The organism is Achromobacter sp. FW305-C-30-7 (assembly GCF_058783105.1).
Genome location: NZ_JBYSYI010000008.1, coordinates 191,048 through 215,437, shown reverse-complemented (window position 1 = coordinate 215,437; position 24,390 = coordinate 191,048). Strand labels below are relative to the sequence as shown.

The 24,390-nt window shown below is 67.0% G+C and carries 18 protein-coding genes; 8 read left to right on the top strand and 10 right to left on the bottom strand.

The features are described from left to right. Window positions 1-67 precede the first annotated feature (67 nt). Genes AC3WOB_RS24390 through AC3WOB_RS24380 form a run of 3 tightly spaced genes read left to right on the top strand, consistent with a single transcriptional unit; the run spans window position 68 to window position 3,188 of the window. Entirely contained in the window at window positions 68-1,750 is a 1,683-nt protein-coding gene (locus AC3WOB_RS24390; RefSeq protein ID WP_492276415.1) for an alkaline phosphatase family protein, read from the top strand. 10 nt (window positions 1,751-1,760) lie between these two features. Further along, a complete protein-coding gene (locus AC3WOB_RS24385; protein WP_054456254.1) occupies window positions 1,761-2,213 on the top strand; it encodes a cupin domain-containing protein in 453 nt (150 codons plus the stop codon). 3 nt (window positions 2,214-2,216) lie between these two features. Next, complete coding sequence (locus AC3WOB_RS24380) at window positions 2,217-3,188, top strand: Bug family tripartite tricarboxylate transporter substrate binding protein (RefSeq protein WP_492276414.1); 972 nt, start codon at window positions 2,217-2,219, stop codon at window positions 3,186-3,188. A 116-nt stretch (window positions 3,189-3,304) separates the two neighbouring features. On the opposite strand, the gene AC3WOB_RS24375 is transcribed toward AC3WOB_RS24380, so the two are convergent. From AC3WOB_RS24375 to purL, 6 genes are all read right to left on the bottom strand, one after another. Next, entirely contained in the window at window positions 3,305-4,603 is a 1,299-nt protein-coding gene (locus tag AC3WOB_RS24375; RefSeq protein WP_492276413.1) for an acyl-CoA thioester hydrolase/BAAT C-terminal domain-containing protein, read from the bottom strand. A 9-nt stretch (window positions 4,604-4,612) separates the two neighbouring features. Further along, window positions 4,613-5,599, bottom strand: a complete 987-nt coding sequence (locus tag AC3WOB_RS24370; protein ID WP_013394472.1) for a Bug family tripartite tricarboxylate transporter substrate binding protein — start codon at window positions 5,597-5,599, stop codon at window positions 4,613-4,615. Window positions 5,600-5,838: 239 nt separating this feature from the next. Further along, the gene (locus tag AC3WOB_RS24365; RefSeq protein WP_013394473.1) at window positions 5,839-6,396 is read right to left on the bottom strand and encodes a DUF1415 domain-containing protein; all 558 of its coding nucleotides are present in this window, start codon (window positions 6,394-6,396) and stop codon (window positions 5,839-5,841) included. A 71-nt stretch (window positions 6,397-6,467) separates the two neighbouring features. Continuing rightward, entirely contained in the window at window positions 6,468-7,940 is a 1,473-nt protein-coding gene (locus tag AC3WOB_RS24360) for a M20 family metallopeptidase (RefSeq protein ID WP_207464252.1), read from the bottom strand. Window positions 7,941-8,194: 254 nt separating this feature from the next. After that, the gene (locus AC3WOB_RS24355; protein ID WP_013394475.1) at window positions 8,195-9,820 is read right to left on the bottom strand and encodes a methyl-accepting chemotaxis protein; all 1,626 of its coding nucleotides are present in this window, start codon (window positions 9,818-9,820) and stop codon (window positions 8,195-8,197) included. Window positions 9,821-10,027: 207 nt separating this feature from the next. Further along, a complete protein-coding gene (purL, locus tag AC3WOB_RS24350) occupies window positions 10,028-14,077 on the bottom strand; it encodes a phosphoribosylformylglycinamidine synthase (protein WP_492276412.1) in 4,050 nt (1,349 codons plus the stop codon). Between the two features lie 355 nt (window positions 14,078-14,432). Between purL and AC3WOB_RS24345 the strand changes: the two genes are divergently transcribed. The 3 genes from AC3WOB_RS24345 to AC3WOB_RS24335 all read left to right on the top strand — a co-directional run bounded on the left by AC3WOB_RS24345 (window position 14,433) and on the right by AC3WOB_RS24335 (window position 17,381). Then, window positions 14,433-14,972 (top strand): TRAP transporter small permease, encoded by a 540-nt coding sequence (locus tag AC3WOB_RS24345; protein ID WP_492276411.1) that lies wholly within the window; start codon window positions 14,433-14,435, stop codon window positions 14,970-14,972. After that, window positions 14,969-16,267, top strand: a complete 1,299-nt coding sequence (locus AC3WOB_RS24340; RefSeq protein ID WP_013394481.1) for a TRAP transporter large permease — start codon at window positions 14,969-14,971, stop codon at window positions 16,265-16,267. The genes AC3WOB_RS24345 and AC3WOB_RS24340 overlap by 4 nt, the downstream gene beginning before the upstream one ends. Window positions 16,268-16,352: 85 nt before the next feature. Beyond that, on the top strand, window positions 16,353-17,381 hold the full coding sequence (locus tag AC3WOB_RS24335) for a DctP family TRAP transporter solute-binding subunit (protein WP_013394482.1): 1,029 nt from the start codon (window positions 16,353-16,355) through the stop codon (window positions 17,379-17,381). Window positions 17,382-17,543: 162 nt separating this feature from the next. Here the strand turns inward: AC3WOB_RS24335 and greB are convergent, their stop codons facing one another. The 3 genes from greB to AC3WOB_RS24320 all read right to left on the bottom strand — a co-directional run bounded on the left by greB (window position 17,544) and on the right by AC3WOB_RS24320 (window position 20,014). Further along, entirely contained in the window at window positions 17,544-18,095 is a 552-nt protein-coding gene (greB, locus tag AC3WOB_RS24330) for a transcription elongation factor GreB (protein WP_492276410.1), read from the bottom strand. 71 nt (window positions 18,096-18,166) lie between these two features. Beyond that, window positions 18,167-19,012, bottom strand: a complete 846-nt coding sequence (locus AC3WOB_RS24325; RefSeq protein ID WP_013394484.1) for a 3',5'-nucleoside bisphosphate phosphatase — start codon at window positions 19,010-19,012, stop codon at window positions 18,167-18,169. Between the two features lie 66 nt (window positions 19,013-19,078). Continuing rightward, complete coding sequence (locus AC3WOB_RS24320; RefSeq protein WP_492276409.1) at window positions 19,079-20,014, bottom strand: alpha/beta fold hydrolase; 936 nt, start codon at window positions 20,012-20,014, stop codon at window positions 19,079-19,081. Between the two features lie 295 nt (window positions 20,015-20,309). Between AC3WOB_RS24320 and cfa the strand changes: the two genes are divergently transcribed. Beyond that, window positions 20,310-21,491 carry a cyclopropane fatty acyl phospholipid synthase gene (gene cfa, locus AC3WOB_RS24315; protein ID WP_492276408.1) on the top strand — a complete coding sequence of 394 codons (1,182 nt, stop codon included), beginning with the start codon at window positions 20,310-20,312 and terminating at the stop codon, window positions 21,489-21,491. Between the two features lie 69 nt (window positions 21,492-21,560). Here cfa and AC3WOB_RS24310 read toward each other — a convergent pair whose 3' ends face one another. Then, complete coding sequence (locus tag AC3WOB_RS24310) at window positions 21,561-23,165, bottom strand: GMC family oxidoreductase (RefSeq protein ID WP_492276407.1); 1,605 nt, start codon at window positions 23,163-23,165, stop codon at window positions 21,561-21,563. 223 nt (window positions 23,166-23,388) lie between these two features. Here AC3WOB_RS24310 and AC3WOB_RS24305 point away from each other — a divergent pair, with 223 nt between their 5' ends. Next, entirely contained in the window at window positions 23,389-24,276 is an 888-nt protein-coding gene (locus AC3WOB_RS24305) for a LysR family transcriptional regulator (RefSeq protein ID WP_492276406.1), read from the top strand. Window positions 24,277-24,390: the final 114 nt, after the last annotated feature.

Here is a 24,390-nt window from a genome sequence, read left to right as displayed (position 1 = left end):
TTCAAGGGATGCGCGCGCAGGCCGTCGATAGAATTCCTGCATACCCCATCGGAGACAGGAGCCTAGCATGACCCGAGGCGTGAAGAACATTCTCTTCATCATGTGCGACCAGCTGCGCTACGACCACCTTTCCTGTTTTGGCCACCCCAGGCTGAAGACGCCGAATCTGGACGCGCTGGCCGCGCGCGGCATGATCTTCGACCGGGCCTATGTGCAGTCGCCCGTGTGCGGCCCCTCGCGCATGAGCTACTACACCGGACGCTATGTGCATGCGCATGGCGCCAGCTGGAACTTCGTGCCGCTGAAGGCCGGCGAGATGACCATAGGCGACCATCTGCGGCCGCTGGGCGTGCGTTCCGTGCTGGTGGGCAAGACGCATATGCGCGCCGACGCGGCAGGCATGTCGCGGCTGGGCATAGACCCGGCCTCCGTCATCGGCCGCCGCATCGCCGAATGCGGCTTCGACGCCTACGAGCGCGACGATGGCATCCATCCGTATTCGGGCCACGATCCGGACCCGCGCTACAACGACTATCTGCGCGCGCAGGGCTATGGCGGCGACAACCCCTGGGAGAGCTGGGCCAATTCCGCCGAGGACGCGGACGGCACGGTACGGTCGGGCTGGTTCCTGAAGTACTCCAACCTGCCGGCGCGCGTGCCTGACGAGCATTCGGAAACGCCGTACATCACGCGCCGGGCGATGGACTTCATCAGCGAGACCGGCGAACAGCCCTGGTGCCTGCACCTGTCCTACATCAAGCCGCACTGGCCCTATCTGGCGCCGGCGCCCTACGCCGGCATGTATGGCGCGGAAGACGCGCTGCCGGTAGTGCGCAGCGAAGCCGAACGCGCCGATCCGCATCCGGTGTACGCGGCGATGATGCGGCATCGCGTGTCGGCGACCTTCTCGGAGCCCGGCGTGCGCGAGGCGGTCATGCCCGGCTATATGGGACTGATCAAGCAGATCGACGACCAGCTCGGCGTGCTGTTCCGCTTCATGGAGGCGCGCGGCCTGTTCGATAACACCATGATCGTGTTCACCTCCGATCACGGCGACTATCTGGGCGACCATTGGATGGGCGAAAAAGACCTGTTCCATGAACCCGTCATCCGCATGCCGCTGATCGTCTACGACCCGGACCCGCGCGCCGATGCGGCCCGCGGCACGCGCTGCGCGGCCATGGTCGAAGCGATAGACCTGGCGCCGACCTTCCTGGAGGCCTGCGGCGGCGTGCCGGTGCCGCACATCATGGACGGCCGCTCACTGCGCCCCCTGCTGTTCGGCCAGAAACCACAGGATTGGCGCGACCACGTCATCTGCGAATACGACTACGCCTTCCAGGATTCGCGCATCGCGCTGGGCACGCCGGCGCGCCAGGCCTGGCTGCGCATGGTGCGCGACGAACGCTGGAAGTACGTGCTGGCCGAAGGCTACCGGCCGATGCTGTACGACCTGCAGGAAGACCCCAATGAATTCGTCGACCTGGGCGCGTCGCCCGCGCACGAGGCGGTGCGCAAGCACATGGAGGACCTGCTGTTCCGCTGGGCGCGCCAGCCGCGCCAGCGCGCCACAGTGGCCGACGGCACCATCGAGTCCATCGAAGTCCAGCCGCGCATATCCGAGGGCGGCATCCTGATCGGCTATTGGGACGAAGCCGACCTGGCCCGCGCCCGGCAGACCTTCAAGCCCCGCTTCGCATCATCCAACCCGCTCGTGAAGCCGACGCTGGATCGGCTCTCGCAATCCTGAGGAGTGCAGCATGATTCTCGAAACCCCCGACATCACCCGCGCCCAGGCCGGCCTGGACGGCGTCTCCTGGAACATCCTGGGCCAGGTGTACGTGCCCAAGCAGGTCAGCCTGGACAGCATTTCCTGGCACGCCACTTTCCCGGAAGAATCCTTCGTGCCGCCGCACGTGCATCCCAACCAGGACGAGTACATCTTCGTGCTGGACGGCCGTATCGACCTGCTGCTGGACGGCAAGAAGACTTCGGCCGGTCCGGGCGACCTGGTGCGCATGCCCCGCGGCGTGCCGCATGCGTTCTTCAACAATTCGGGCGTCGCCGCCACCGCGCTGTTCTGGGCCGCGCCCGCGGGCAAGCTGCTGGAGCTGTACCGGCGCATCCACAACATGTCGAGTCCGGCGGAGGTGGTGGCGGTGGCGCCGGAATACGACGTGATCTTCATGCCGCCTGTCTCCTCCGCGGCCTGAGCCATGCGCCGCCGCACGCTACTGAAGGGCCTGTCCGGGGCCCTCGCCTGTACCCTGCCTTGGTCCGCCCGGGCCGCGTACCCGGACAAGCCCGTACGCATCATCGTGCCGCTGCCCGCGGCGAGCCCGCCCGACGTGCTGGCGCGCGTGATCGGCGAAAGGCTGCAGCGCCTGTGGGGCCAGCCTGTGGTGGTCGAGAACCGGCCCGGCGCGACCGGTATGATAGGGCTGGACGCAGTCGCCCGCAGCGCCCCCGACGGCTACACCGTGGGCATCATGTTCCTGACCCACACCGTGCTGCCCGCGTTGTTCGGCAAGGTGTCCTATCGCACGGACGGCGATTTTGCTCCGATCGCCAATCTGGTCTGGCTATACAACGTGTTGATGGTCCCGCCAGACAGCGAGTACACCGACGTCCGCGGCCTGGTTGAACAGGCCAAGCGCCAGCCCGGCAAGCTCAGCTATGGGTCGGGCGGCAACGGTTCGCCCGCCCATTTATTGGGCGCGGCCTTCTGCCAGGCGGCGGGCATAGACATGCTGCACGTGCCATTCAAGGGCCCTGCGGAAGCCGCGCAGGCGCTCATGGGCGGCTACGTGCAGACCATGTTCGCCACTGCCTCCGTCGCCGTGCCGTTGGCGCAATCGGGCAAGCTGCGCGCGCTGGCGGTCACGCGCGATGGCGGCATCGACGCCCTGCCCGGCGTGCCCACGCTGGCCGCGGCTGGCGTGCCGGCCTACAACCTGAAGGAATGGGAGGGCATCGTCGCGCCTGCGGGCACGCCGCCGGACCTGATCGCCAAATGGAACGGCGCCATGCAGGCCATCCTGGCCGACGCCGGGGTGCGCGACAAACTGGCCGGCCTGGGCATGGAAGCCGCCCAGCCCAATACGCCGGCCGAGTTCGCGGGGCTGATACGGGGTGAGCTGCAGCGCTGGTCGGCGTTCGTGTCGGAGCAGAAGCTGCGCAACGGATAGGTCGCCGCGTCCTCGGGGCAGGCGCGCGTGCGCGCTCGCCTGCCCGCCTCGTTGTCGCGCCGCCGGCATGCCCGCCGGGCTGGAGCCGGCGGCTTGTGCGGCCACTTGGCTGCCGCTTACCGGGCGACGCCTCCCACGCGCCCCAGAAACTCCAGCACCGCCAGATAGGACCCTTCGTTGCCTGCCGCATTGGCGCTGGGCGTGCCGCCCGCGTCCAGCAGCAGGCCGGACATCGCGTGCGGCTTGCTGATCAGGGTGGCGGGCAGGCAGGGATAGTGCACGTGATGGCCAGCGCCCATGCAGACATGGTGGAAAGTCGGCAGGCCGTGTTCCTGGCGCCGCCGCATGACGATTTCCGAGTACGCGGTGCTGGGCCAGAAGCCGTCATCGGAAGCGCTGACCAGCAGGACCGGACCGGGATAGTTCTCGACCGGAATGCGGGCGCGCTCGAACGCGGCGCTGTCGCGCGTGGCGCTGAGGAAGGCGTGGGTCTGGCGGTATGGCGGCTGCGAGGCGTAGGCCGCGTCCCAGTTGGCGCTGGCGTTGTCCTGCCACAGATGCGGCAGCGGCTCGCCGGCCTTGGTCCAGACCTGCGCGTCGCGGCCAGTGCCAGGCGCGCCGGCGCTGACCACGCCGTGCATGACGGGCGACGGCACGTAGGCGACCACCGCGCTGACCAGCTCCGGATAATGCGAGGCCACCAGCAACGAAGTCTCGCCGCCGCGGCTGATGCCGGACAAGGCCACGAAGCCGTCGCGCGGCGCCAGTTCGGCGCGGGCCCAGCGCAACACGTGCTGGAAGTACTCCAGCGGCATGTCGTTCAGATACTTGGGACGGCCCTCGTAGTTGAAGATGGCCAGCGCCAGGCACTGGTAGCCGCGCGACGCGAACAACGCGGCGCGCGGCGCGTTGACGCCGCCCGACGAGCCGTTCATGTAGATCACCAGCGGGTGCGGGCCGGGACCTGCGGGCGTGTAAAGCTCGCCCGACAAGGTCATGCCGCCGACCTGCTCGCGCACCGCGCGGTGCGTCACGCCTTCGGCCAGGAACTCCTGCACCAGGGTGGCCGTAGCGGTGTGGCGTCCATCGCTGGCTTCGATGCGGATGGCGAGCGGCTCGGTCCGGTCGGGCGGGAACACCACGCTGGCGATGTCCTCGCACGCCATGGACCAGACGACGCCCATGGCCGAGGGTTCGGCATAGCTGCCGGACACGGGGCAATCGCGCGCCAGGTCCAGGCTGCCGTCGTGGCCGGCCACGAATACGGCTTGCGAGCGCCACGGCGCGCCGCACATCGTCATGCTGGCCGTGATGGTGATGAAGGCATAGGCCGGAAAGCCGCTCACGCGGATCTCGCGCGCCACGTCGATCAGCGCGCGTTCCGGGGTGACGGTGATGCTGGGTTGTTCTGCCACGGTGGCTCCTTAGCTCTTCAGGTCGGTCTTGGGCACGCCATTGGCCTTGATGACCTGGGCCCACATGGCGGATTCGTCGGCAATGACCTTGTCCAGGTCGGCCGAGGACGTGAATTCCACGGTCACGCCCTGGTCGGCGAACTGCTGCACCAGGCCGGGATCGCGCGTGCCTTCGCGCACGGCGTTCTCCAGCGCGGCGACCACCGGAGCGGGCATGGCGGCCGGGCCGGAAATCATCATGCGGGTATAGAGCTCGAAGCCGTCCACGCCCGCTTCCTTCATGGTGGGCACATCCGGCAGGCTGGAGAGGCGCTTGTCGGAAGTGACCGCCAGCACCTGCAGCTTGCCCGACTTGATGTTGGGCAGCGCCGAGGTCGGGAAGTCGAAGGTGCTCTGCACAGTGCCGGCCATCAGGTCCAGCAGCGCGGGACCGCTGCCCTTATAGGGCACGTCCTGGAACTGGGTGCCGGTCTTGGACTGGAAATGCAGCAGCGCCAGATGATTGATCACGCCGCGTCCGGCGTGCGCGCACGTGATGTCGCCGGGCTTTTTCTTGGCCAGCGCGATGAACTCCTGCACGTTCTTCACCCCCAGATCGGGGTGCACGATCAGCAGCATCGGCGACTTGCCCATGGAGCCCAGCTGCTTGAAGTCCGATGGCTGGTAAGGCAGGTTGTTGTAGAGCAAGGGGTTCAGGATCATGCCGTTGGTGCCGGCAAAGCCCAAGGTGTAGCCGTCCGGTTCGGCGCGCGCCACGGCCACCGTGGCGATGATGGCCTGGCCGCCGGGGCGGTTTTCCACCACCACGCTCTGTTTCAAGGTCTTGCCCATGCGCTCGGCGAGGGCGCGCGCCGCGATGTCGGTCAGTCCGCCGGGGGCAAAGCCCACCAGCAGCCGCACTGGGCGGGTAGGAAAGGTGTTCTGCGCCCAGGCGGGGCGCGAGATCAGGGGCAGCGCGGCAAGCGCGCCCAGGGCATGGCGGCGGGTGAATCGCATACAACTCTCCAGGCAAGGACAACGCCCCCGCGCCCGGGAGAGGCCGCGGGGCAAAGCAATCGAAGGGAAAGGACGCGCGGACGGCCCGCCTTACGGCAAGCTGTCACGGCGTCAGTATGTTGTATGCAATACCGCGGGCGGGCTATCTAGGGATATCCCGAGGCTCCCCGGAGGAAGCAAGGCTTGTATTCCGCAATGCGGTATTTGGTATGCGATCTGATAAACCGTCGGGCCTGGGCCTAAGCCTTGGTCATCAGCTTCTTCCAGCCTTCCAGGCCCAGCCGCTTCATCGTGTCGATGTTCTTCTCGTAAATCTCCGCGGCGTCCGGGAAGGATTCCACCGCGCGGTCGATGCTGTCTTCGCGCAGCAGATGAAGGATCGGATACGGCGAACGGTTGGTGTAGTTCTCGATGTCGTCCGGCTGCGTGTCGGCGAACTGGAACTGCGGATGGAAGGTGGCCACCTGCAGTTCGCCCACCAGGCGCATGCGCTTGAGCAGGCGGTCCGACAGTTCCTCGAAGTCGTTGAAATCCAGGAAGTCGTCCAGCGCGTCCGGGATGATCAGCAGCGTGGTGTCGATCTGCTCGGGATCGGTCTCGGCCAGCAGCGCCAGCTCGTCCTGCAGGTCGGTGAGGACGCCTTCGGCGTCGGTGGCGTCGCTGACGGCAAAGCGGATCTGGTCCTTGACCTGTACCGCCTTGGCGAAGGGACAGAGGTTCAGGCCGATGACGGCCTGGTTCAGCCAGTGCTTGGTCTCGGCGACCACGTTGGCGTAGGCGTCGGAAGTGGAAATCATGGGGGGGTCCATCCTGGAAAAAAGAAAAGCGCGGGCGTTGCGGCCCGCGCTAAGGACAGCGTCGCCGCCGCTTACGCAGTGGGCATGGCCGCCATGGTCTGGGCCACGGCCGCGGTCAGTTTCTTGCCGTACGGCACGTGCAGGAATTCATTGGGGCCGTGGGCGTTGGACTTGGGGCCCAGCACGCCGCAGACCATGAACTGGGCCTTGGGGAAGCCCTTCTGCAGGATGCTCATCAGCGGAATGGTGCCGCCCTGGCCGATATAGCCGCAGGATGCGCCATAGTATTGCTGCGAGGCGGCGTCCAGCGCCTGGGTCAGCCAGGGCGCGGAAGCCGGGGCGTTCCAGCCGGTGGCGGCGCCTTCGTTGGCCTTGAACAGCACCTTGGCGTTGTAGGGCGCGTCGGCTTCCAGCAAAGCCTTGATCTCTTGCGAGGCGGCCACGGCGTCCACCAGCGGCGGCAAACGCAGCGACAGCTTGAAGGCCGTGCGCGGACGCAGCACGTTGCCAGCGCTGGACAGCGGCGGCAGGCCTTCGGCGCCGGTCACCGACAGGGTCGGGCGCCAGGTGCGGTTCAGCAGGGCCTGTTCGGGTTCGGTCGTCATGGGCAGCACGAAGCCGCCGTCGGCGCCGCAGCTCCAGGGGAAACGGCGCCAGACTTCGTCGCCCAGGATGCGCGCGGTGGCGTGCACTTGTTCCACGCGATCGGCGGGAATCTCGCAATGCAGGCTCTGCGGCAGCAGGCGGCCGGTGCCGCTGTCTTCAAGGCGGTCCAGCAGATGGCGCAGGATGCGGAACGAGGACGGCACCACGCCGCTGGAGTCGCCCGAGTGCACGCCTTCGTCCAGCACCTGCACTTCCAGCGTGCCCGACACCATGCCGCGCAGCGAGGTCGTCATCCAGAGCTGGTCGTAGTTGCCGGCGCCCGAGTCCAGGCACACCACCAGGGCCACGTTGCCCAGGCGGTCGCGCAGCGCGTCCACATAGGGCAGCAGGTCGTAGCTGCCGGATTCCTCACAGGTTTCGACGATGCCGACGCAGCGCGGACGCGGAATGCCCTGCTTGTCCAGCGCCATGATCGCGGTGAGCGAGGCGTACACGGCATAGCCGTCGTCGGCGCCGCCGCGGCCATACAGCTTGCCGTCTTCGAGCTTGGGGGTCCAGGGGCCGAGGCCCGCGCGCCAGCCGGAGAATTCGGGCTGCTTGTCCAGGTGGCCGTACAGCAGCACGGTGTCGCCGTTGTCGCTGCGGGTGGCGGGCGCGTCAAAGAAGATGACGGGCGTGCGGCCCGGCAGGCGCACCACTTCCAGCTTCAGGCCGGAGACCTTCTGCGCCTCGACCCACTGCGCGGCGTCGCGCACCACGCGTTCGATGAACGCGTTCTTTTCCCAGTCCGCGTCGAACGCCGGGCTCTTGGCCGGGATGGCGATGTAGTCGGTCAGCGCCGGGATGATCTCGTTGTCCCATTTGTCGTCCACGAAAGCCTGCAAGGCCTTCGGGTCCAGGGTGGGAGGAAGAGCGTCTTCGGGGATGCGTGCGTTCATGGCGCGGGATCCTGTGTGCGGAGGGGGTAGGCAATCCGCTATTTTATGCCTGCGCGGCGCGGCTGGCATCTTTTGTCCCTGATTGTTGTCGGCGCGGGGAAATGGTGCCGCTATCCGGCCCTGGTTTCGCCGCTGCGGTTTCTGCCGGCGCGTCGGTCCCGGCTCAAAAACGGCAAAGCCCCCAGACGCGATGCGCTGGGGGCTATGGCGGTACTCATGGCCGGCCATCCTGGATGGCCGGCCATGCAAGGACTTCAGGCGCCGAGCAAGGCCGGTTCGCCGCTGCGGCCCACGGCCGGCGCGTCGGCGTCGATCACGCGGCCGGTCTGCAGCTTGAACACCGCCACCGCTTCGCGCAGGCGCTGCGCCTGAGTCTCCAGCGAGGCTGCGGACGCCGCGGCCTCTTCGACCAGCGCGGCGTTCTGCTGCGTCACGCTGTCCATCTGCGACACGGCCTGGTTGACCTGCTGAATGCCCTGCGACTGCTCCTCAGAAGCACTGGAAATCTCGTTGATGATGTCCGTCACGCGGCGCACCGAGGTCACGATTTCCTGCATGGTGGCGCCCGCGGCTTCCACCTGGTCCGAACCGATGGACACCTTCTGCACCGAGTCGTCGATCAGGCCCTTGATTTCCTTGGCGGCGGCGGCGCTGCGCTGCGCCAGGGCGCGCACTTCGCTGGCGACGACCGCGAAGCCCTTGCCCTGCTCGCCCGCGCGCGCCGCTTCCACGGCCGCGTTCAGCGCCAGGATGTTGGTCTGGAAGGCGATGCCATCGATCACGCCGACGATGTCGGCGATGCGGTTGGAGCTGTCGGCGATGCCGCGCATCGTGCCGACCACGTCGCCCACCGCCCGACCGCCGCGCGAGGCCACCTCGGACGCCGCCACAGCCAGTTCTGAAGCGCTGCGCGAGCTTTCCGCGTTGTTCTTCACGGTGGAAGACAGCTCGTCCATGCTGGCGGCGGTTTCTTCCAGCGAAGCGGCTTGCTGCTCGGTGCGCGAAGACAGGTCGATGTTGCCGGCGGCGATCTCGCGCGCGCCGGTGTGGATCTCTTCCACGCCCAGGCGTACGGCGGATACCGTGCGGGCCAGGCTGTCCTGCATGCGCTTGACGGCGCCGTACAGCACGCCGATTTCGTTGTTGCCGCGTTGCTCGATGCGGTTGGTCAGGTCGCCGGCGGCGATGCGGTCGAACAGGCGTCCGGCTTCATGCAGCGGACGGAACACCGAGCGGCCGAACACCGCATACAGGCCCACCACCAGCGCGGCCACCACGACCAGCAGGCCGACCAACACCGCGATCGCTGCGTTGATGCGGGAGGAAGCCTCGCGCGCCACGCGCTGGCCGACTTCGTCGGCGTAGTCCAGGTACTTCTGGATGGCCGCGGTGAAGGTGAGGCCCAGCGGCGTCACTTTCTCCAGATTCAGTCGACCGGATTCCTGAGCGTTCCCGGCGCGGATGGCCGCGATCATCGGCACGATCGCATCGCGGTGATAGACGTCGTAGGCCGCCAGGGCAGCGTCCAGCAGCGGCTTGCCCTGGGCCGAGGTTTCCGGCGTCTTGCGCACCAGATCGATCAGTTCGCCCGCCTTCTTGGTATAGCCGTCCAAGCGCTGCATGCTGGCCAGGTTGTCCAGGCTCTTGCCTTCCATCAGGGCGGTCTGGGCGGACAGCAGCACCAGGCGGGCCCGCAGCAGTTCAGTGCCGGCGCCGTTCACGGCATTGGCGCGGACCAGGTTGGTGTCCAGCAGGACTTCGATGGAATTGCGATTGGAGGTCAGCTGCTGATGCACGGCGATGCCGGTTAGCAGGAAAAGCGCGAAGAAAACGGCTAAAGCGGTCGTCAAGACCGCGCGAATACTGAGATTCTTGAACATTGGGGTCACTCCGGGTTGCGTATAGCGGCTACCTATGCTTTACGACAGGTTGCAATGAAAAGTTAAATATCTCATTGCGTTGCACGCCTCGAATCCAGAGCAGGCTTGACGGAACATGAAAAACGCCCCGCCATTCGGACCCAAGAGGTCCAAATGGCGGGGCGTGTCGCACGCGCCGGGAGACAAGTCCCGGCGGCGGCTACTGCCTTACTTCAGCCAGACGCGCGCGTTGCGGAAGATGCGCATCCAGGGGCTAAACGCGCCGCCCGCATCCGCGCGGCCCCACTTTTCAGGCGCCCACGACATCATGACGTTGCGCGTCACGCGTTCCGGGTGCGGCATCATGACCGTGAAGCGGCCGTCGGCGGTGGTGACGGACGTCAGGCCGGCGGGGCTGCCGTTCGGGTTGAACGGGTAGGCTTCGGTGGCCTGGCCGCGGTTGTCGATGTAGCGCGCGCCAGCCAGCACGCGGCTGGCGTCGCCCTGCTGCGAGAAGTCGGCATAGCCTTCGCCGTGGGCCACGGCGACCGGGATGCGGGCGCCTTCCATGCCGGCGAAGAAGATCGACGGCGACTTGGCCACTTCGACCATGGACAGGCGGGCTTCGTACTTTTCCGACTGGTTGCGCGTGAAGCGCGGCCAGAATTCTGCGCCCGGGATCATGGGCGCCAGCGCGGCCATCATCTGGCAGCCGTTGCACACGCCCAGCGCGAAGGTGTCGGGACGCGCGAAGTAGGCAGCGAACTGGTCCGACAGCTTGCTGTTGAAGCGGATGGTGCGCGCCCAGCCTTCGCCGGCGCCCAGCACGTCGCCGTAGCTGAAGCCGCCCACGGCCACCAGGCCCTGCACTTGCGCCAGGTCCACGCGGCCGGACAGCAGGTCGGTCATGTGCACGTCGATGGCTTCGAAGCCGGCCGTGTCGAAAGCCCAGCCCATTTCCACCTGGCTGTTGCAGCCCTGCTCGCGCAGGATCGCCACGCGCGGACGCTTGCCGGTGTTGATGAACGGCGCGGCCACGTCTTCCTGCGGATCGAAGTCCACGTTGGGGCTCATGCCCGGATCCGTGGCGTCGTTCCAGACGTCCAGCTCGGCCTGGGCGCAGGCCGGGTTGTCGCGGCGCGACATGATGCGGTAGGACACTTCGCTCCAGGCGCGGCCGAGTTCGGCGCGCGGCTGGCCCCAGACCTTCTTGCCGTCGCGGTAGAACTCGACTTCGTCGGCGCCGTTCAGGCCGCCGATGACGTGCGAGTGGGCCGACAGGCCCGCGCCGCGCAGCACCTGCATGACGGCGTCGCGCTGGGCGGCGGGCACCTGGATGACGGCGCCGGCTTCTTCGGAGAACAGCGCCTTGAGCGTCAGTTCCTCGCGCTGCACCGCCACCTGTTCCGGGCGGATCTTGTAGTCGCCCCAATCCGCCGATTGCGGATCGAAGGTCAGCATGTCCAGATTGACCGAGATACCGGTGCGGCCGGCGAAGGCCATTTCGGTCAGGGCCGCGAACAGGCCGCCATCGGAACGGTCGTGGTAGGCCAGGATGGTGCCGGCTTCGGCCAGGGTGCGGATGGTGACGAAGAAGGCGCGCAGATCCTGCGGCGCATCGATGTCCGGCACGGTTTCGCCGACCTGGTTGTAGGTCTGCGCCAGGATCGAACCGCCCATGCGATGGCGGCCGCGGCCCAGGTCGATCAGAATCAGCACGCTGTCGCCGGCATCAGTGCGCAGCTGCGGGGTCAGGCTGGCGCGCACGTCGGCCACGGGCGCGAAGGCCGTGATGACCAGCGACACCGGCGCCACCACCTGGCGCTGCTCGCCGTCCTGTTCCCAGGACGTCTTCATGGACAGGGAATCCTTGCCCACCGGGATCGACAGGCCAGTGGCCTGGCACAGTTCGCTGACGGCGGACACGGTGTCGTACAGCGCGGCGTCCTGGCCGGCCACGCCGCAGGCGGCCATCCAGTTGGCCGACAGCTTGATGTCTTCCAGGCGCGCCACGTCGGCGGCGGCCAGGTTGGTCAGGGCTTCGGCCACGGCCATGCGGCCGGAAGCCGGCGCGTCCAGCATGGCGATCGGGGTGCGCTCGCCCATGGACATGGCTTCGCCGCGGAAGCCTTCGTAGTCAGCCAGGGTCACGGCGCAGTCGGCCACCGGCACCTGCCACGGGCCGACCATCTGGTCGCGGCTGGACAGCCCGCCCACGGTGCGGTCGCCGATGGTGATGAGGAAGGACTTGTTGGCCACCGTGGGGTGGCGCAACACGCGGTAGGCGGCTTCGGTCAGGTCAATGCCGGCCAGGTCCAGCGGCGCGGACACGCCGGGCAGGCGCGTAACGTCGCGGGTCATGCGCGGCGGCTTGCCCAGGATGACGTCGATCGGCACGTCCACCGGACGCACTTCGGCCTCGCCTTGCGGGCGGATCGTGTCCAGGCCCGGCAGGCCCTCGCCGTCCACCACGCGCAGTTGGCGCTCTTCGGTGGCCACCCCCACCACCGCGTAGGGGCAGCGTTCGCGGCGGGCGATGGCGTCGAAGCGTTCGAGGTCCTTGGGCAGGATCGACAGGACGTAGCGTTCCTGGGATTCGTTGCTCCAGATTTCGGCGGGCGACAGGCCCGATTCTTCGAGCGGCACGCGCTTCAGATCGAAGATGGCGCCGCGGCCGGCGTCGTTCACCAGTTCCGGGAAGGCGTTGGACAGGCCGCCCGCGCCGACGTCGTGGATCGCGATGATGGGGTTGTTCTCGGCCTGCTGCCAGCAGCGGTCGATCACTTCCTGGGCGCGGCGCTCGATTTCAGGGTTGCCGCGTTGGACGGAATCGAAGTCCAGTTCGGCCGAGTTGCTGCCCATGCTGATGCTGGAGGCGGCGCCGCCGCCCATGCCGATGCGGAAGCCCGGGCCGCCCAGCTGGATCAGCAGCGCGCCCGGAGGAATCACGTCCTTGTGCGTCAGGCCGGCGTCGATGCTGCCCAGGCCGCCCGCGATCATGATGGGCTTGTGGTAGCCCCAGCGCGTGCCGCCGGCGGTCTGCTCGAACGAACGGAAATAGCCCAGCAGATTGGGACGGCCGAATTCGTTGTTGAACGCCGCGCCGCCAATCGGGCCATCGATCATGATGGACAGCGGCGAGGCGATGCGCTCCGGCAGGCCGTGGTGGTCGGCTTCCCAGGGCTGCAAGGCGTCGTCGAAGCGCAGGTGCGACACGGTAAAGCCGGTCAGGCCGGCCTTGGGCTTGGAGCCGCGGCCAGTCGCGCCTTCGTCGCGGATCTCGCCGCCGTTGCCGGTCGAGGCACCGGGGAACGGCGCAATCGCGGTCGGGTGGTTGTGGGTTTCCACCTTCATCAGCGTGTGCACGGTGGTGTCGCGGCGGATGTACTTGGCGCCTTCGACACCCTCGCCCGTCACGCCCGGCACGCCGGCCTGGAAGCGCTGCGCGGGGCCGCCTTCCATGATGGCGGCGTTGTCCGAATAGGCCACCACGGTACCTGCGGGCTGCGCCTTGTGGGTGGCGCGGATCATGCCGAACAGCGTGTTGGGCTGTTCCTGGCCGTCGATCACCCATTGGGCGTTGAAGATCTTGTGGCGGCAGTGTTCGCTGTTGGCCTGCGCGAACATCATCAATTCCACGTCGGTGGGATCGCGGCCCAGGTCGGTGAAGGACTTGGCCAGGTATTCGATTTCGTCGTCCGACAGCGCCAGGCCCAGCGAGGTGTTGGCTTCGGCCAAGGCTTCGGCGCCGCGCGCCTGCACGCCGACCGTGCGCATGGGCTTGCCGGCCAGCGGCTGGAACAGCGCCTGGCCGTCGAAGCTGGCGTCCACCACGGTTTCGGTCATGCGGTCGTGCAGGCAGTCGGCCGCGCGCGCCAGCATGGCGTCGTCGAAGGTCTTGGCGCCCAGCAGGCCGCGCTCGGGCGTGATCACGTAGCGCACGCCGCGTTCGATGCGGTGCACCGAGGCCAGGCCACAGTTGTGGGCGATGTCGGTGGCCTTGCTGGCCCAGGGCGAAATGGTGCCCAGGCGCGGGATCACCAGCAGGGACAGGCTCTTGGCCGGCGCGTCGCCGGTGGCGGGGGTGCCGTAGTCCAGCAGTTGGGTCAGGTGTTGCTGCTGCTCGGCCGTCAGGGCCGCGTCGGTGCTGACGAAGTGCTCGTAGCGGGCGGATATGTCGGCCACCGGCAAGCCGGCTTCCTTCAATTGCGCCAAAAGACGATCACGACGGAAGGAGGACAGGACGGAGGAACCAGGCAGATGCTGAACTAGGGACACGATGCGGGCGCCGTATAAAGAGAGGAGAGCAAAAAGAGATTTTACCTGTTTAGGGGGTTTTCCCGGAGCGGTTGTTCGATCAACGCCCGACAGCTCCGTTTCGACCATTGTTACAAAAGAATTCCAACCGCCGCACAGCGGGATGTTGCGTAGCAGCATTCGCGCCAAGAGCCCGCTGCTGCAAAACTTTCCCGATATCGGCGGCCTTCAAGGCACAAAATTTATGCTGCATCGCAACATGTTGCAGCTATCCCGCACCACGGGAAAACACGAACTTCCGGTCCCACGGCGCGACGGTAGGATGCAGCGACCCCATAAATGAATAGCGCCTACCCGGCGCTGGCCGTTGCCTCACATGTCCCGCCCCGAAGCCCCCGCCGAGCCTGTAGAACCGATCATTCCCGCCGAATCAGATCCCGCAGTCAAAGTGCCGCTGGCCATCGAGGACTGGCTGGCCGTGATCCTGCTGGCGACCCTGGCCATCATCACCTTCCTGAACGTGCTGGTGCGCTACTTCACCGACCAGTCCTTCGCCTGGACGGAAGAAATCTCGGTGTTCCTGCTGATCGTGCTGACCATGGCCGGCGGCAGCGTCGCCTTCGTGCGCAACCACCATATCCGCATCGAGATCCTGGCGGACTCCGGCTCGCCCCGCCGCCAGCGCATCATGGCGCTGATCTCCAACGGCTGCGTGCTGGCGTTCTTCCTGCTGCTGACCGTGCTGTCGGTCAAGCTGGTGGCCGACGAATACATCTACGAAGAGACTTCGCCCGCCATCGGCGTGCCGACCTGGTGGTATTCGATCTGGCTGCCGGTGATGGCGGCGGCGATTTCGCTGCGCACCATCGGCACCCTGCGCCGCATCGCCAAAAGCCCCGGCCGGGAACAGCAATGATCGCGGCCATCCTCTTTACCGTCTTCATCGTCCTGATGCTGATCGGCGTGCCGGTCGGCGTGGCCCTGGGCCTGGGCGGGACCGTGGCCATCGTGCTGTCCAACCTGGACACGCCCTGGTATGGCTTGTTGACCGTGCCGCAGAACTTCTATGCCGGCCTGGCCAAGTATCCGCTGCTGGCCATTCCCATGTTTGTGTTGGTGGGCTCGATCTTCGACCGCTCCGGCGTGGCCAAGCGGCTGGTGGACTTCGCCATCGCCATCGTCGGGCGCGGCCCGGGCATGCTGCCGCTGGTGTCGATCGCGGTGGCCATGTTCCTGGGCGGCATCTCCGGCTCGGGTCCGGCCTGCGCGGCGGCTGTGGGCGCGGTGATGATCACGGCCATGTCGCGCGCCGGCTACCCGGGCTCGTTCTCGGCCGCAGTGGTGGCGGCCGGCGCCGCCACCGACATCCTGATCCCGCCGTCCGTGGCCTTCATCATCTACTCGGTGCTGGTGCCCGGCGCCTCGGTGCCCGCGCTGTTCGCCGCCGGCATGATCCCCGGCATCCTGGCCGGCATCGCCCTTATCGTTCCGGCGGTCTGGCTGTCGCGCAAGCACAAGATGGGCGCGCTGGAAGCCCACCTGCCCCGCCCGCCCTTCTGGGCCAGCCTGCGCGAAGCCTCATGGGGCCTGGCCGCGCCGGTGCTGATCCTGGGCGGCATGCGCATGGGCTGGTTCACGCCCACCGAAGCCGCCGTGGTCGCGGTGTTCTACGGCCTGTTCGTAGGCATGTTCATCCACCGCACCATCAAGCTGCGCGACCTGTACACCATCCTGCGCGAAGCCGCCGAACTGTCCGCCGTCATCATGCTGGTGGTGACGCTGGCCGGCATCTTCGCCTGGGCCCTGTCCACGCTGAGCGTGATTGATCCCATCACCCATGCCATCGTCAATTCCGGCCTGGGCGAATGGGGCGTGCTGGCGCTGCTGATCCTGCTGCTGATGACCGTGGGCATGTTCCTGGACGGCATCTCCATCTTCCTGATCTTCGTGCCGCTGCTCATGCCCATCGCCAACGCCTATGGCTGGGATCCGGTGTGGTTCGGCGTGATCCTGACCTTGAAGGTGGCGTTGGGTCAGTTCACCCCGCCGCTGGCCGTCAACCTGATGGTGTCCTGCCGCATCGCGCGCGTGCCGATGGAGTCCACGGTGCGCTGGGTGGTGTGGCTGCTGGGCGCGATGTTCCTGGTGCTGGTCGCGGTGCTGGTGTTCCCGCAGTTGGCGCTGTGGCTGCCGCACAAGCTGGGTTATTGAAAGGGCCGGTCGGGGCGACCCCAAGGCCGGCGATACCGGTGTTCATTACAACAACAGACAGACTCGCAAAGAGAGGAGACGCAACATGAAATTCCGCAACCTGATCGGAGCCGCCCTGTGCGCGGCGGCCGTCGTCGGCATGGCGCCCGCGCACGCGCAAACCTACAAGCCCGAGTACAAGCTCTCCATCGTCGTCGGCACCACCTTCCCCTGGGGCCAGGGCGCCGAAATCTGGTCCAACCTGGTGCGCGAGCGTACCCAGGGCCGCATCAATATCAAGGTCTATCCCGGCACCTCGCTGGTCCAGGGCGACCAGACCCGCGAATTCACCGCCATCCGCCAAGGCGTGATCGACATGGCCGTGGGCTCGACCATCAACTGGTCGCCGCAGGTCAAGCAGCTGAACCTGTTCTCCCTGCCCTTCCTGATGCCCGACTACGCCGCCATCGACTCGCTGGTGCAAGGCGATGTGGGCAAGGAAATGTTCAAGCTCATCGAGAAAGCCGGCGTGGTGCCGCTGGCCTGGGGCGAAAACGGCTATCGCCAGCTCAGCAACTCCAAGCACGAGATCAAGAAGCCCGAGGACATGAAGGGCCTGAAGCTGCGCGTGGTGGGTTCGCCGCTGTACATCGACACGTTCACCGCGCTGGGCGCCAACCCCACGCAGATGAGCTGGGCCGACGCCCAGCCGGCGCTGGCCAGCGGCGCGGTCGACGGCCAGGAAAACCCCCTGTCGATCTACACCGGCTCCAAGCTCTACACCGTGGGCCAGAAGTACCTGACGCTGTGGAACTACGTGGCCGATCCGCTGATCTTCGTGGTCAACCGCGAGGTCTGGAATTCCTGGTCCGAGAAGGACCGCGACATCGTGCGCCAGGCCGCGCTGGACGCCGGCAAGCAGCAGATCGTGATCGCGCGCAAGGGCGTGACGCCGGAAGATCCGTCGCTGCTGAAGGAAATCGCCGGCCACGGCGTGACCGTGACCTCGCTGTCGCAGGCCGACCACGAGGCCTTCGTCAAGGTCACCAAGCCCGTCTATGAAAAGTGGAAGAAGCAGATCGGCGAAGACCTGGTCAACCTGGCCGAGAAGTCGATCGCCAACCGCAAGAAGTAAGCCGCAAAGAACAAGCAGCAAGCCCCAGGGGAACGGCGGCGCAAGCCGCCAACCGAGGCAGGGACGTCAGATCCCGCCCACCAACGGGCGCCGGCCACAAGCTGGCGCCCGTTTTCTTTTATGCGTCAGGATTCGGTTGCTGGCGCCGGCCAGATCGGGCAGCTAGGCCGGATAACTGACGTCCAGGATGTCCAGTTCCTCGATCCCGCCTGGCGTGCGCAACACCACGGTATCGCCTTCCTTGGCCTTGATCAGCGCCCGTGCCACCGGCGAGATCCAGCTGATCTTGCCGGCCAGCGGCTCGGCCTCGTCGACGCCCACGATGGTGACGTGGTGTTCCTCGCCGGCCTTGTCCGAATACAGCACCGTGGCGCCGAAGAAGACCTGGTCGCGGTTGGGTTGGGCGGCCGGATCGACCACTTCGGCGATGTCCAGCCGCTTGGTCAGGAAGCGCATGCGGCGGTCGATCTCGCGCAGGCGCTTCTTGCCGTACAGGTAGTCGCCGTTCTCGGAACGGTCGCCGTTGGACGCGGCCCACGACACCACCTGCACCACCGACGGGCGCTCCACGTTCATCAGGTGCGTGAGTTCGCTGCGCAGGCGCTCGTAGCCGCCCGGCGTCATGTAGTTCTTGGTGCCGGCAGGCAGGGCCTGGGCTTGCGGCAGATCGTCGTCGTCCTCGTTGTCCGACTCTTTGACAAAGGCTTTGTTCATGGCGGTTGCGCCGTTTGGGCGCGGTCACAGTCGATAGCATGCAGGGCAAGGCGGCCTGGCCGCCGCCCGCGTCAGAACCAGTCGTGCCAGACTGGCTTAAGGTCGGGCGGCAGCGCCGGCAAGCGGCCCAGGTCCACCCGGCTTTCCTTGGGACTATGGAAGTCCGAGCCGCGCGACGCCAGAAAGCCGTAGCGGCGCGCCACGTCCGCATAATAGCGGGCCTCTTCCGAGGTATGGCTGCCGGTGTTGACCTCGATGCCGAGGCCGCCCAGTTGCAGGAATTCGTCGAACAGCGCGGCGAATTGCAGCGGCGTGTACTTGTAGCGGCCCGGATGCGCGATGACCGCGGTACCGCCCGCCCCGCGTATCCAGCCCACCGCCTCCGCCAGCGTGGCCCATTGCATGGGCACGTGGCCGGGCCGGTCGTCGCCCAGGTGCTTGGTGAACACGGTCTGCACATCGGGGCAATAACCCGCTTCGACCAGATAGCGGGCAAAGTGCGTGCGGCTGATGAGTTCGGGGTTGCCGGCAAAAGGCAGCGCGCCCTCGTAGGCGCCGGGCATGCCCATGTCGGCCAGGCGTTCGCCGATGCGCTTGGCGCGTTCGGCGCGGCCGGAGCGGGTCTTGCGCAGACCTTCGACCAAGGCAGTGTTCTCGGGGTCGAAGCGCAGGCCCACGATATGCACCGTGACGCCCGCCCAGGTCACCGAGATCTCGACCCCGGTGGCGAAGTCCATGTCCAGGTCGCGCGCGGCGCGGGCCGCTTCGGCCAGGCCGCCGACTTCGTCGTGGTCGGTCAAGGCCCACACGTCCACGCCGTTGGCATGCGCGCGCTGCGCCACGTCGCGCGGCGCGAGTGCGCCGTCCGAGACGGTGGAATGGCAATGCAGATCGATGTTCAGTGTGCGCGCGTTCATCCAGCTATTGTAGAGAAGGCCCGGCAGCGTGGATAGCGCCGTGCCGTCCCCGGTTTGCTGGCGTACTCAGGACAGCAGGAACGCCGCGACCGGATCGACCTGCTCGTCCGACATCAAGGTGGGTGCGTGGCCCACGCCGCGCACCTCGTGAGCCTGCGCGCGCGGATTGCGCTTGAGCATTTCCTCGACGGTGGCGCGCGTCAGCAGATCCGATTCGGCGCCGCGCACGATCAGCACGGGGCACGGCAGGGAATCATACGAACGCCACAGGATCTGTTCGCCCGCCGCCAGTTCCTCCGGGGTCTGCGCGGCCAGGGCCTGGGACAGGGCCAGGTCGTAATGCTTGACCCATTTGTCGCCCTGCCGGGGATACAGATAGCGCGCCAGTTCCGCCCACTGCGCATCGGTATGCGGGCCGAAGGTCGTGGAGTTGGCGCGCATGGTGGCCACGGCCTCTTCGAAGCTCGCGAATTCGCCGGGCTCGCCCACGTACTGGCCGATGCGCGCCAGGGCGCCGGTTTCCAGGCGCGGCCCCACGTCGTTGAGCACCAGCTTGTCCAGATGGAAACCCTGCTCGGGTGGCAGCATGCCCGCGTGCGGACGCATGGCCAGCATGGCGCGCGCAAAGACGGCCGCGCCCGACAGCGCCAGGCCGATCAGCCCGCCCATCGACGTGCCCACCCAGGCCAGGCGCGCCGGCTTCAGCCGCGCCAGCAGGGTCACCATGTCCGAGACGTATTGCGGCACGGTGTAGAAGGCGGGATTGGCCAGCCAATCGGAACGGCCGCGCCCCACGACGTCCGGGCAGACCACCCGGTAGCGTCCGGCCAGTCGCCGGGCCAGTGTATCGAAGTCGCGCCCGCTGCGGGTCAGGCCGTGCACGCATACCAGTACCTGGTCATTGGCCGGGTCGCCCCATTCCCAGTAGGCCATGCGGTGCAGGCCCGCCGGGCTGGCGCAAGTGACGAAATCCAAACGGGGTTCCAGGCTGGCGTCCACCATCGATACACTCCACAAGTCGTTGCGCGCCGCGGCTGGAGGCGCGCCAGGCCGGTATCTTATCGGACTGCGGGCGGCGGCGGCGCAACACCCAGGCCGCCTGGTTCTGGACTATCAGGCCGGTCGTCGCTACGATCCTGGCATCCGGATCGCCAACCCCGCTCCACGACACAGCGGGATTGCCATTGCCTATCGAGGCGATCCAATCATTAAATTGGAGTTGCGGACCTGTTAGGATCAGAGTCGGAAGTTTCAAGCATTGCCAGATCAGTCATCCCAAAATTGATATGGAGTCCGTATGCAGCAGAGCAGTCCTTCCTCGCCGCTGGCCACCGGCCATCAATCCGTCAGTCCCCCTCCCCCCGAACCTCCCAAAGTGCTCCAGGACGTCCTGGCTCGCGCCGATGTGCGCATCAACGGCACGCGCCCCTGGGACATCCAGGTTCACGACAAGCATATGTATGACCGCGTCTTCGCCAGCTGGTCGCTGGGGCTGGGCGAATCGTATATGGACGGCGAGTGGGACTGCGACCAGCTCGACGAACTGTTCACCCGCCTGCTGCGCGCGGACATGGGATCGGCGGCGTTGGGCCTGGCCCGCGTCAAGCTGATCGCCGAGCACCTGCGCCACAAGCTGTTCAACCTGCAATCCAAGAACCGCGCCTTCGAGGTCGGCGAACAGCATTACGACGCGGGCAACGACGTGTTCGAAGCCATGCTGGACAGCCGCATGATCTATTCCTGCGCCTACTGGGAAAACGCCCAGACGCTGGAAGAAGCGCAACTGGCCAAGCTGGAAATGATCTGCCGCAAATTGCAGCTGCGCGAAGGCGAGACGCTGCTGGACATCGGCTGCGGCTGGGGCGGCCTGGCGCGCTTTGCCGCCGAGCGCTATGGCGTCAAGGTCACCGGCGTCACCGTGTCCAAGGAGCAACTGGCGCTGGCGCAGGAAAGGGTCAAGGGCCTGCCCGTGCAACTGCTGCTGCAGGACTACCGCGACCTGCAGGGCAGCTTCGACAAGGTGGTCTCGGTAGGCATGTTCGAGCACGTCGGCCCCAAGAACTACGACACCTACTTCAGCAACGTGCAGCGCCTGATGGCCCCGGACGGCGTGTTCCTGCTGCACACCATCGGCATCGCCTCCACCAGCCAGAGCACCGACCCCTGGATCGACCGCTACGTCTTCCCCAACGGCAAGCTGCCGTCCGCCCGCGAGATCGCCACGGCGGTGGAAGGCCGCTTCATCATCGAAGACTGGCACAACTTCGGCGCCGACTACGACCGCACGCTGATGGCCTGGTGGGACAGGTTCGACCACGCCTGGCCCGAGCTGGAACCGCGCTACGGCAAGCGCTTCTACCGCATGTGGAAGTACTACCTCATGTGCTGCGCCGGCTTCTTCCGGTCACGCGAGGGCCAGCTCTGGCAAGTCATGCTGACCCATCCGCAGCGGCAGGAGACGTACCGCTCGCTGCGCTGAACGCGGCCTCGCCATCACAAGAAAGCCGCCCACATGGGCGGCTTTTTTTCCGGGATGCAGCACGTCGATTCAACGGCCTGCAGCGTCCTCGCGAATCATATCGGCCGCCCGCTCCGCGATCATGATGGTCGGCGAGTTGGTATTGCCGGAGGTGATCAGCGGCATCACCGACGCATCGGCGATGCGCAAGCCCTCCAGCCCGTGGACGCGCAGCCGCGCGTCCACCACCGCCCCGCCGTCCGCATCACGCCCCATGGCGCAGGTGCCCACTGGATGGAAGATGGTGGTGCCGATCTTGCCGGCCGCTTCCCGCAGTTCGGCATCGGTCTGGAACGCCGGCCCCGGCAGCCATTCCTGCGGCTGGTAGCGCTGCAAGGCCGGCGCCGCCGCGATCCGCCGCACCAGGCGGATCGAGTCCGCCGCCACGCGCAGGTCTTCCTCGGTGCTCAGATAGTTGGGGCTAATGGCGGGCTTCCCTTGCGGCCCCTGCGCGTGCACGCTGCCGCGCGAGGTAGGCCGCAAGTTGCACACGCTGGCGGTGAAAGCGTCAAAGCCATGCAGGGGTTCGCCAAAAGCGCCCAGCGACAGCGGCTGCACATGAAATTCCACGTTGGCGCGCGCCTGCTTCGGATCCGACTTGGCGAACGCGCCCAGCTGCGACGGCGCCATGCTCATGGGGCCGCTGCGCTTAAGCAGGTACTCCAATCCAATGCCCGCCTTGCCCAACCAGGTGGAGGCGATGCGGTTCAGCGTCTTCACGCCCTGCACCTGGATGATGACGCGCAGCTGTAGGTGATCCTGCAGGTTCTCGCCCACCCCCGGCAGGGCGTGGCGCAGTGCGATACCGCTTTCGCGCAGGCGCGCCGGCTCCCCCACGCCGGAGGTCTCCAGCAACACCGGCGTATTCACGGCCCCCGCCGCCAGCACCACCTCGCGGCGCGCGCGCAAGGTGACGCTCTGGCCGCCCTGGCGCAACTGCACGCCCACGCAGCGTTTGCCTTCGAACACCAGCTGCTCGGCCTGCGCGCCTGTCATCACCCGCAGGTTCGCACGCCTGCGCACCGGGCGCAGGAACGCCTTAGAGGTATTCCAGCGCCAGCCGCCGCGCTGGTTCACTTCGAAGTAGCCGCAGCCGAAGTTGTCGCCCCGATTGAAGTCCTGCACCCGCGGGATGCCCTCCTGCTCGGCCGCGCCGGCAAAGGCTTCCAGGATGTCCCAGCGCAGGCGCTGCGACTCCACGCGCCATTCGCCGCCGGCGCCGTGGAACTCGTCCGCGCCGCGGTGGTAGTCCTCGCTGCGCTTGAACACGGGCAGCACCTGGTCCCAGCCCCAGGCCGGATCGCCGGACAGCTCGGCCCAGTCCTCGTAGTCCTGGCGCTGGCCGCGCATGTAGATCATGCCGTTGATCGATGAACTGCCGCCCAGCACGCGGCCGCGCGGATAGATCAGCGAACGGCCGCCCAGGCCCGGTTCCGCCGCGGTGCGGTACATCCAGTCCGTCCGGGGGTTGCCGATGCAATGCAGATAACCCACCGGGATATGGATCCAGTGGTAGTTGTCGCTGCCGCCGGCCTCCAGCAGCAGCACCTGCACAGCGGGGTCGCGGCTCAGGCGGTTGGCCAGCACGCAACCGGCAGAACCCGCGCCCACGATGATGTAGTCGTATGTCTCCATAAGCTCTTCTTATCTTTTTGCCGGGCGGAGCGCCCGCCGACGACGTTGAGCCGACCCGGCTGCGACCGCATTCCGCGCCCCGGGCACTAGCGTGACTCTCGCGCAGCCAGGCGGAACTGTCCAATGAATTGTTGAAAAACGGTTTATAAGCAATTTAAATAATGCTCTAGCCTTTTGACGGCTTTCAGTCGTGCCGCTCGCCACTCACTCCGGGAACCGCCCCATGGACCTGAAGCACATCCGCACCTTTGCCGCCGTGGCCCGCGAGGGCAACCTGACGCGCGCGGCCGAGCATCTGCACCTGACCCAGCCCGCGCTCAGCCTGCAGCTGAAGAACTTCCAGGAATCACTGGACTTGAGCTTGTTCTCGCGCACGGCGCAGGGCCTGGCGCCCAACGCCGACGGCCGCGCCCTGCTGCCCTCGGCGCAACGCATCCTGGACGCGCTCGACGACTTCCAGCGCGCCATCGGCGCCTTGCGCGACACCGTCCAGGGCGATCTGCGCATCGGCACGATTCTTGATCCGGAGTTCCTGCGCCTGGGCGCCACGCTGCAATACCTGGTGGAGCGCTATCCCAAGATCCGCCCCACCCTGCGCCATGGCATGTCCGGATCGGTGGCGAAGCAGGTGCGCGCGGGCGAACTGGACGTGGGCTTTGCGCTCGGCCCCCAAGGGCGGGACCCGGGGCCCGCCGGACTGCAGGCGCTGCCGCTCGCGTCATTCACCTATTTCGTCGTGGCTCCCAAGGGTTGGGGCGCGCAGGTGGCCGCCCGCGACTGGGCCGCGATCGCCGCCCTGCCCTGGATCTGGACGCCGCCGGACTCGGTCCATCACCGGCTGCTGTCGGAAAAATTCGACACGCTGGGCATTGCACCCAACGCCGTGGCCGAGGTGGACCAGGAAGCTTCGATGCTGGACCTGGTGCGCTCCGGCGTGGGCCTGTCGCTGGCGCGCGACTCCATCGCGCTGCGCGAGTCCCAGGCCAGCGGGCTGGTGCTGGTCAAGGGCTTGGCCATCCAGGCCGAACTCTCCTTCATCACCCTGGCATCCCGCCGCGACGATCCGCTGGTCGCCGCGGCCTTTGCCGCCGTCCAGGCGGCGTTTGCGTAGCGGCGTTTCCCTGTCCGCCCGGCTGCGCCAAACGGGTGCAAATCCGCACAGGGATATGCACCGCCTTGACGCATCGGCACCTTGGGGCGTCCGCAGGCAGATCGCGCCGCCCGC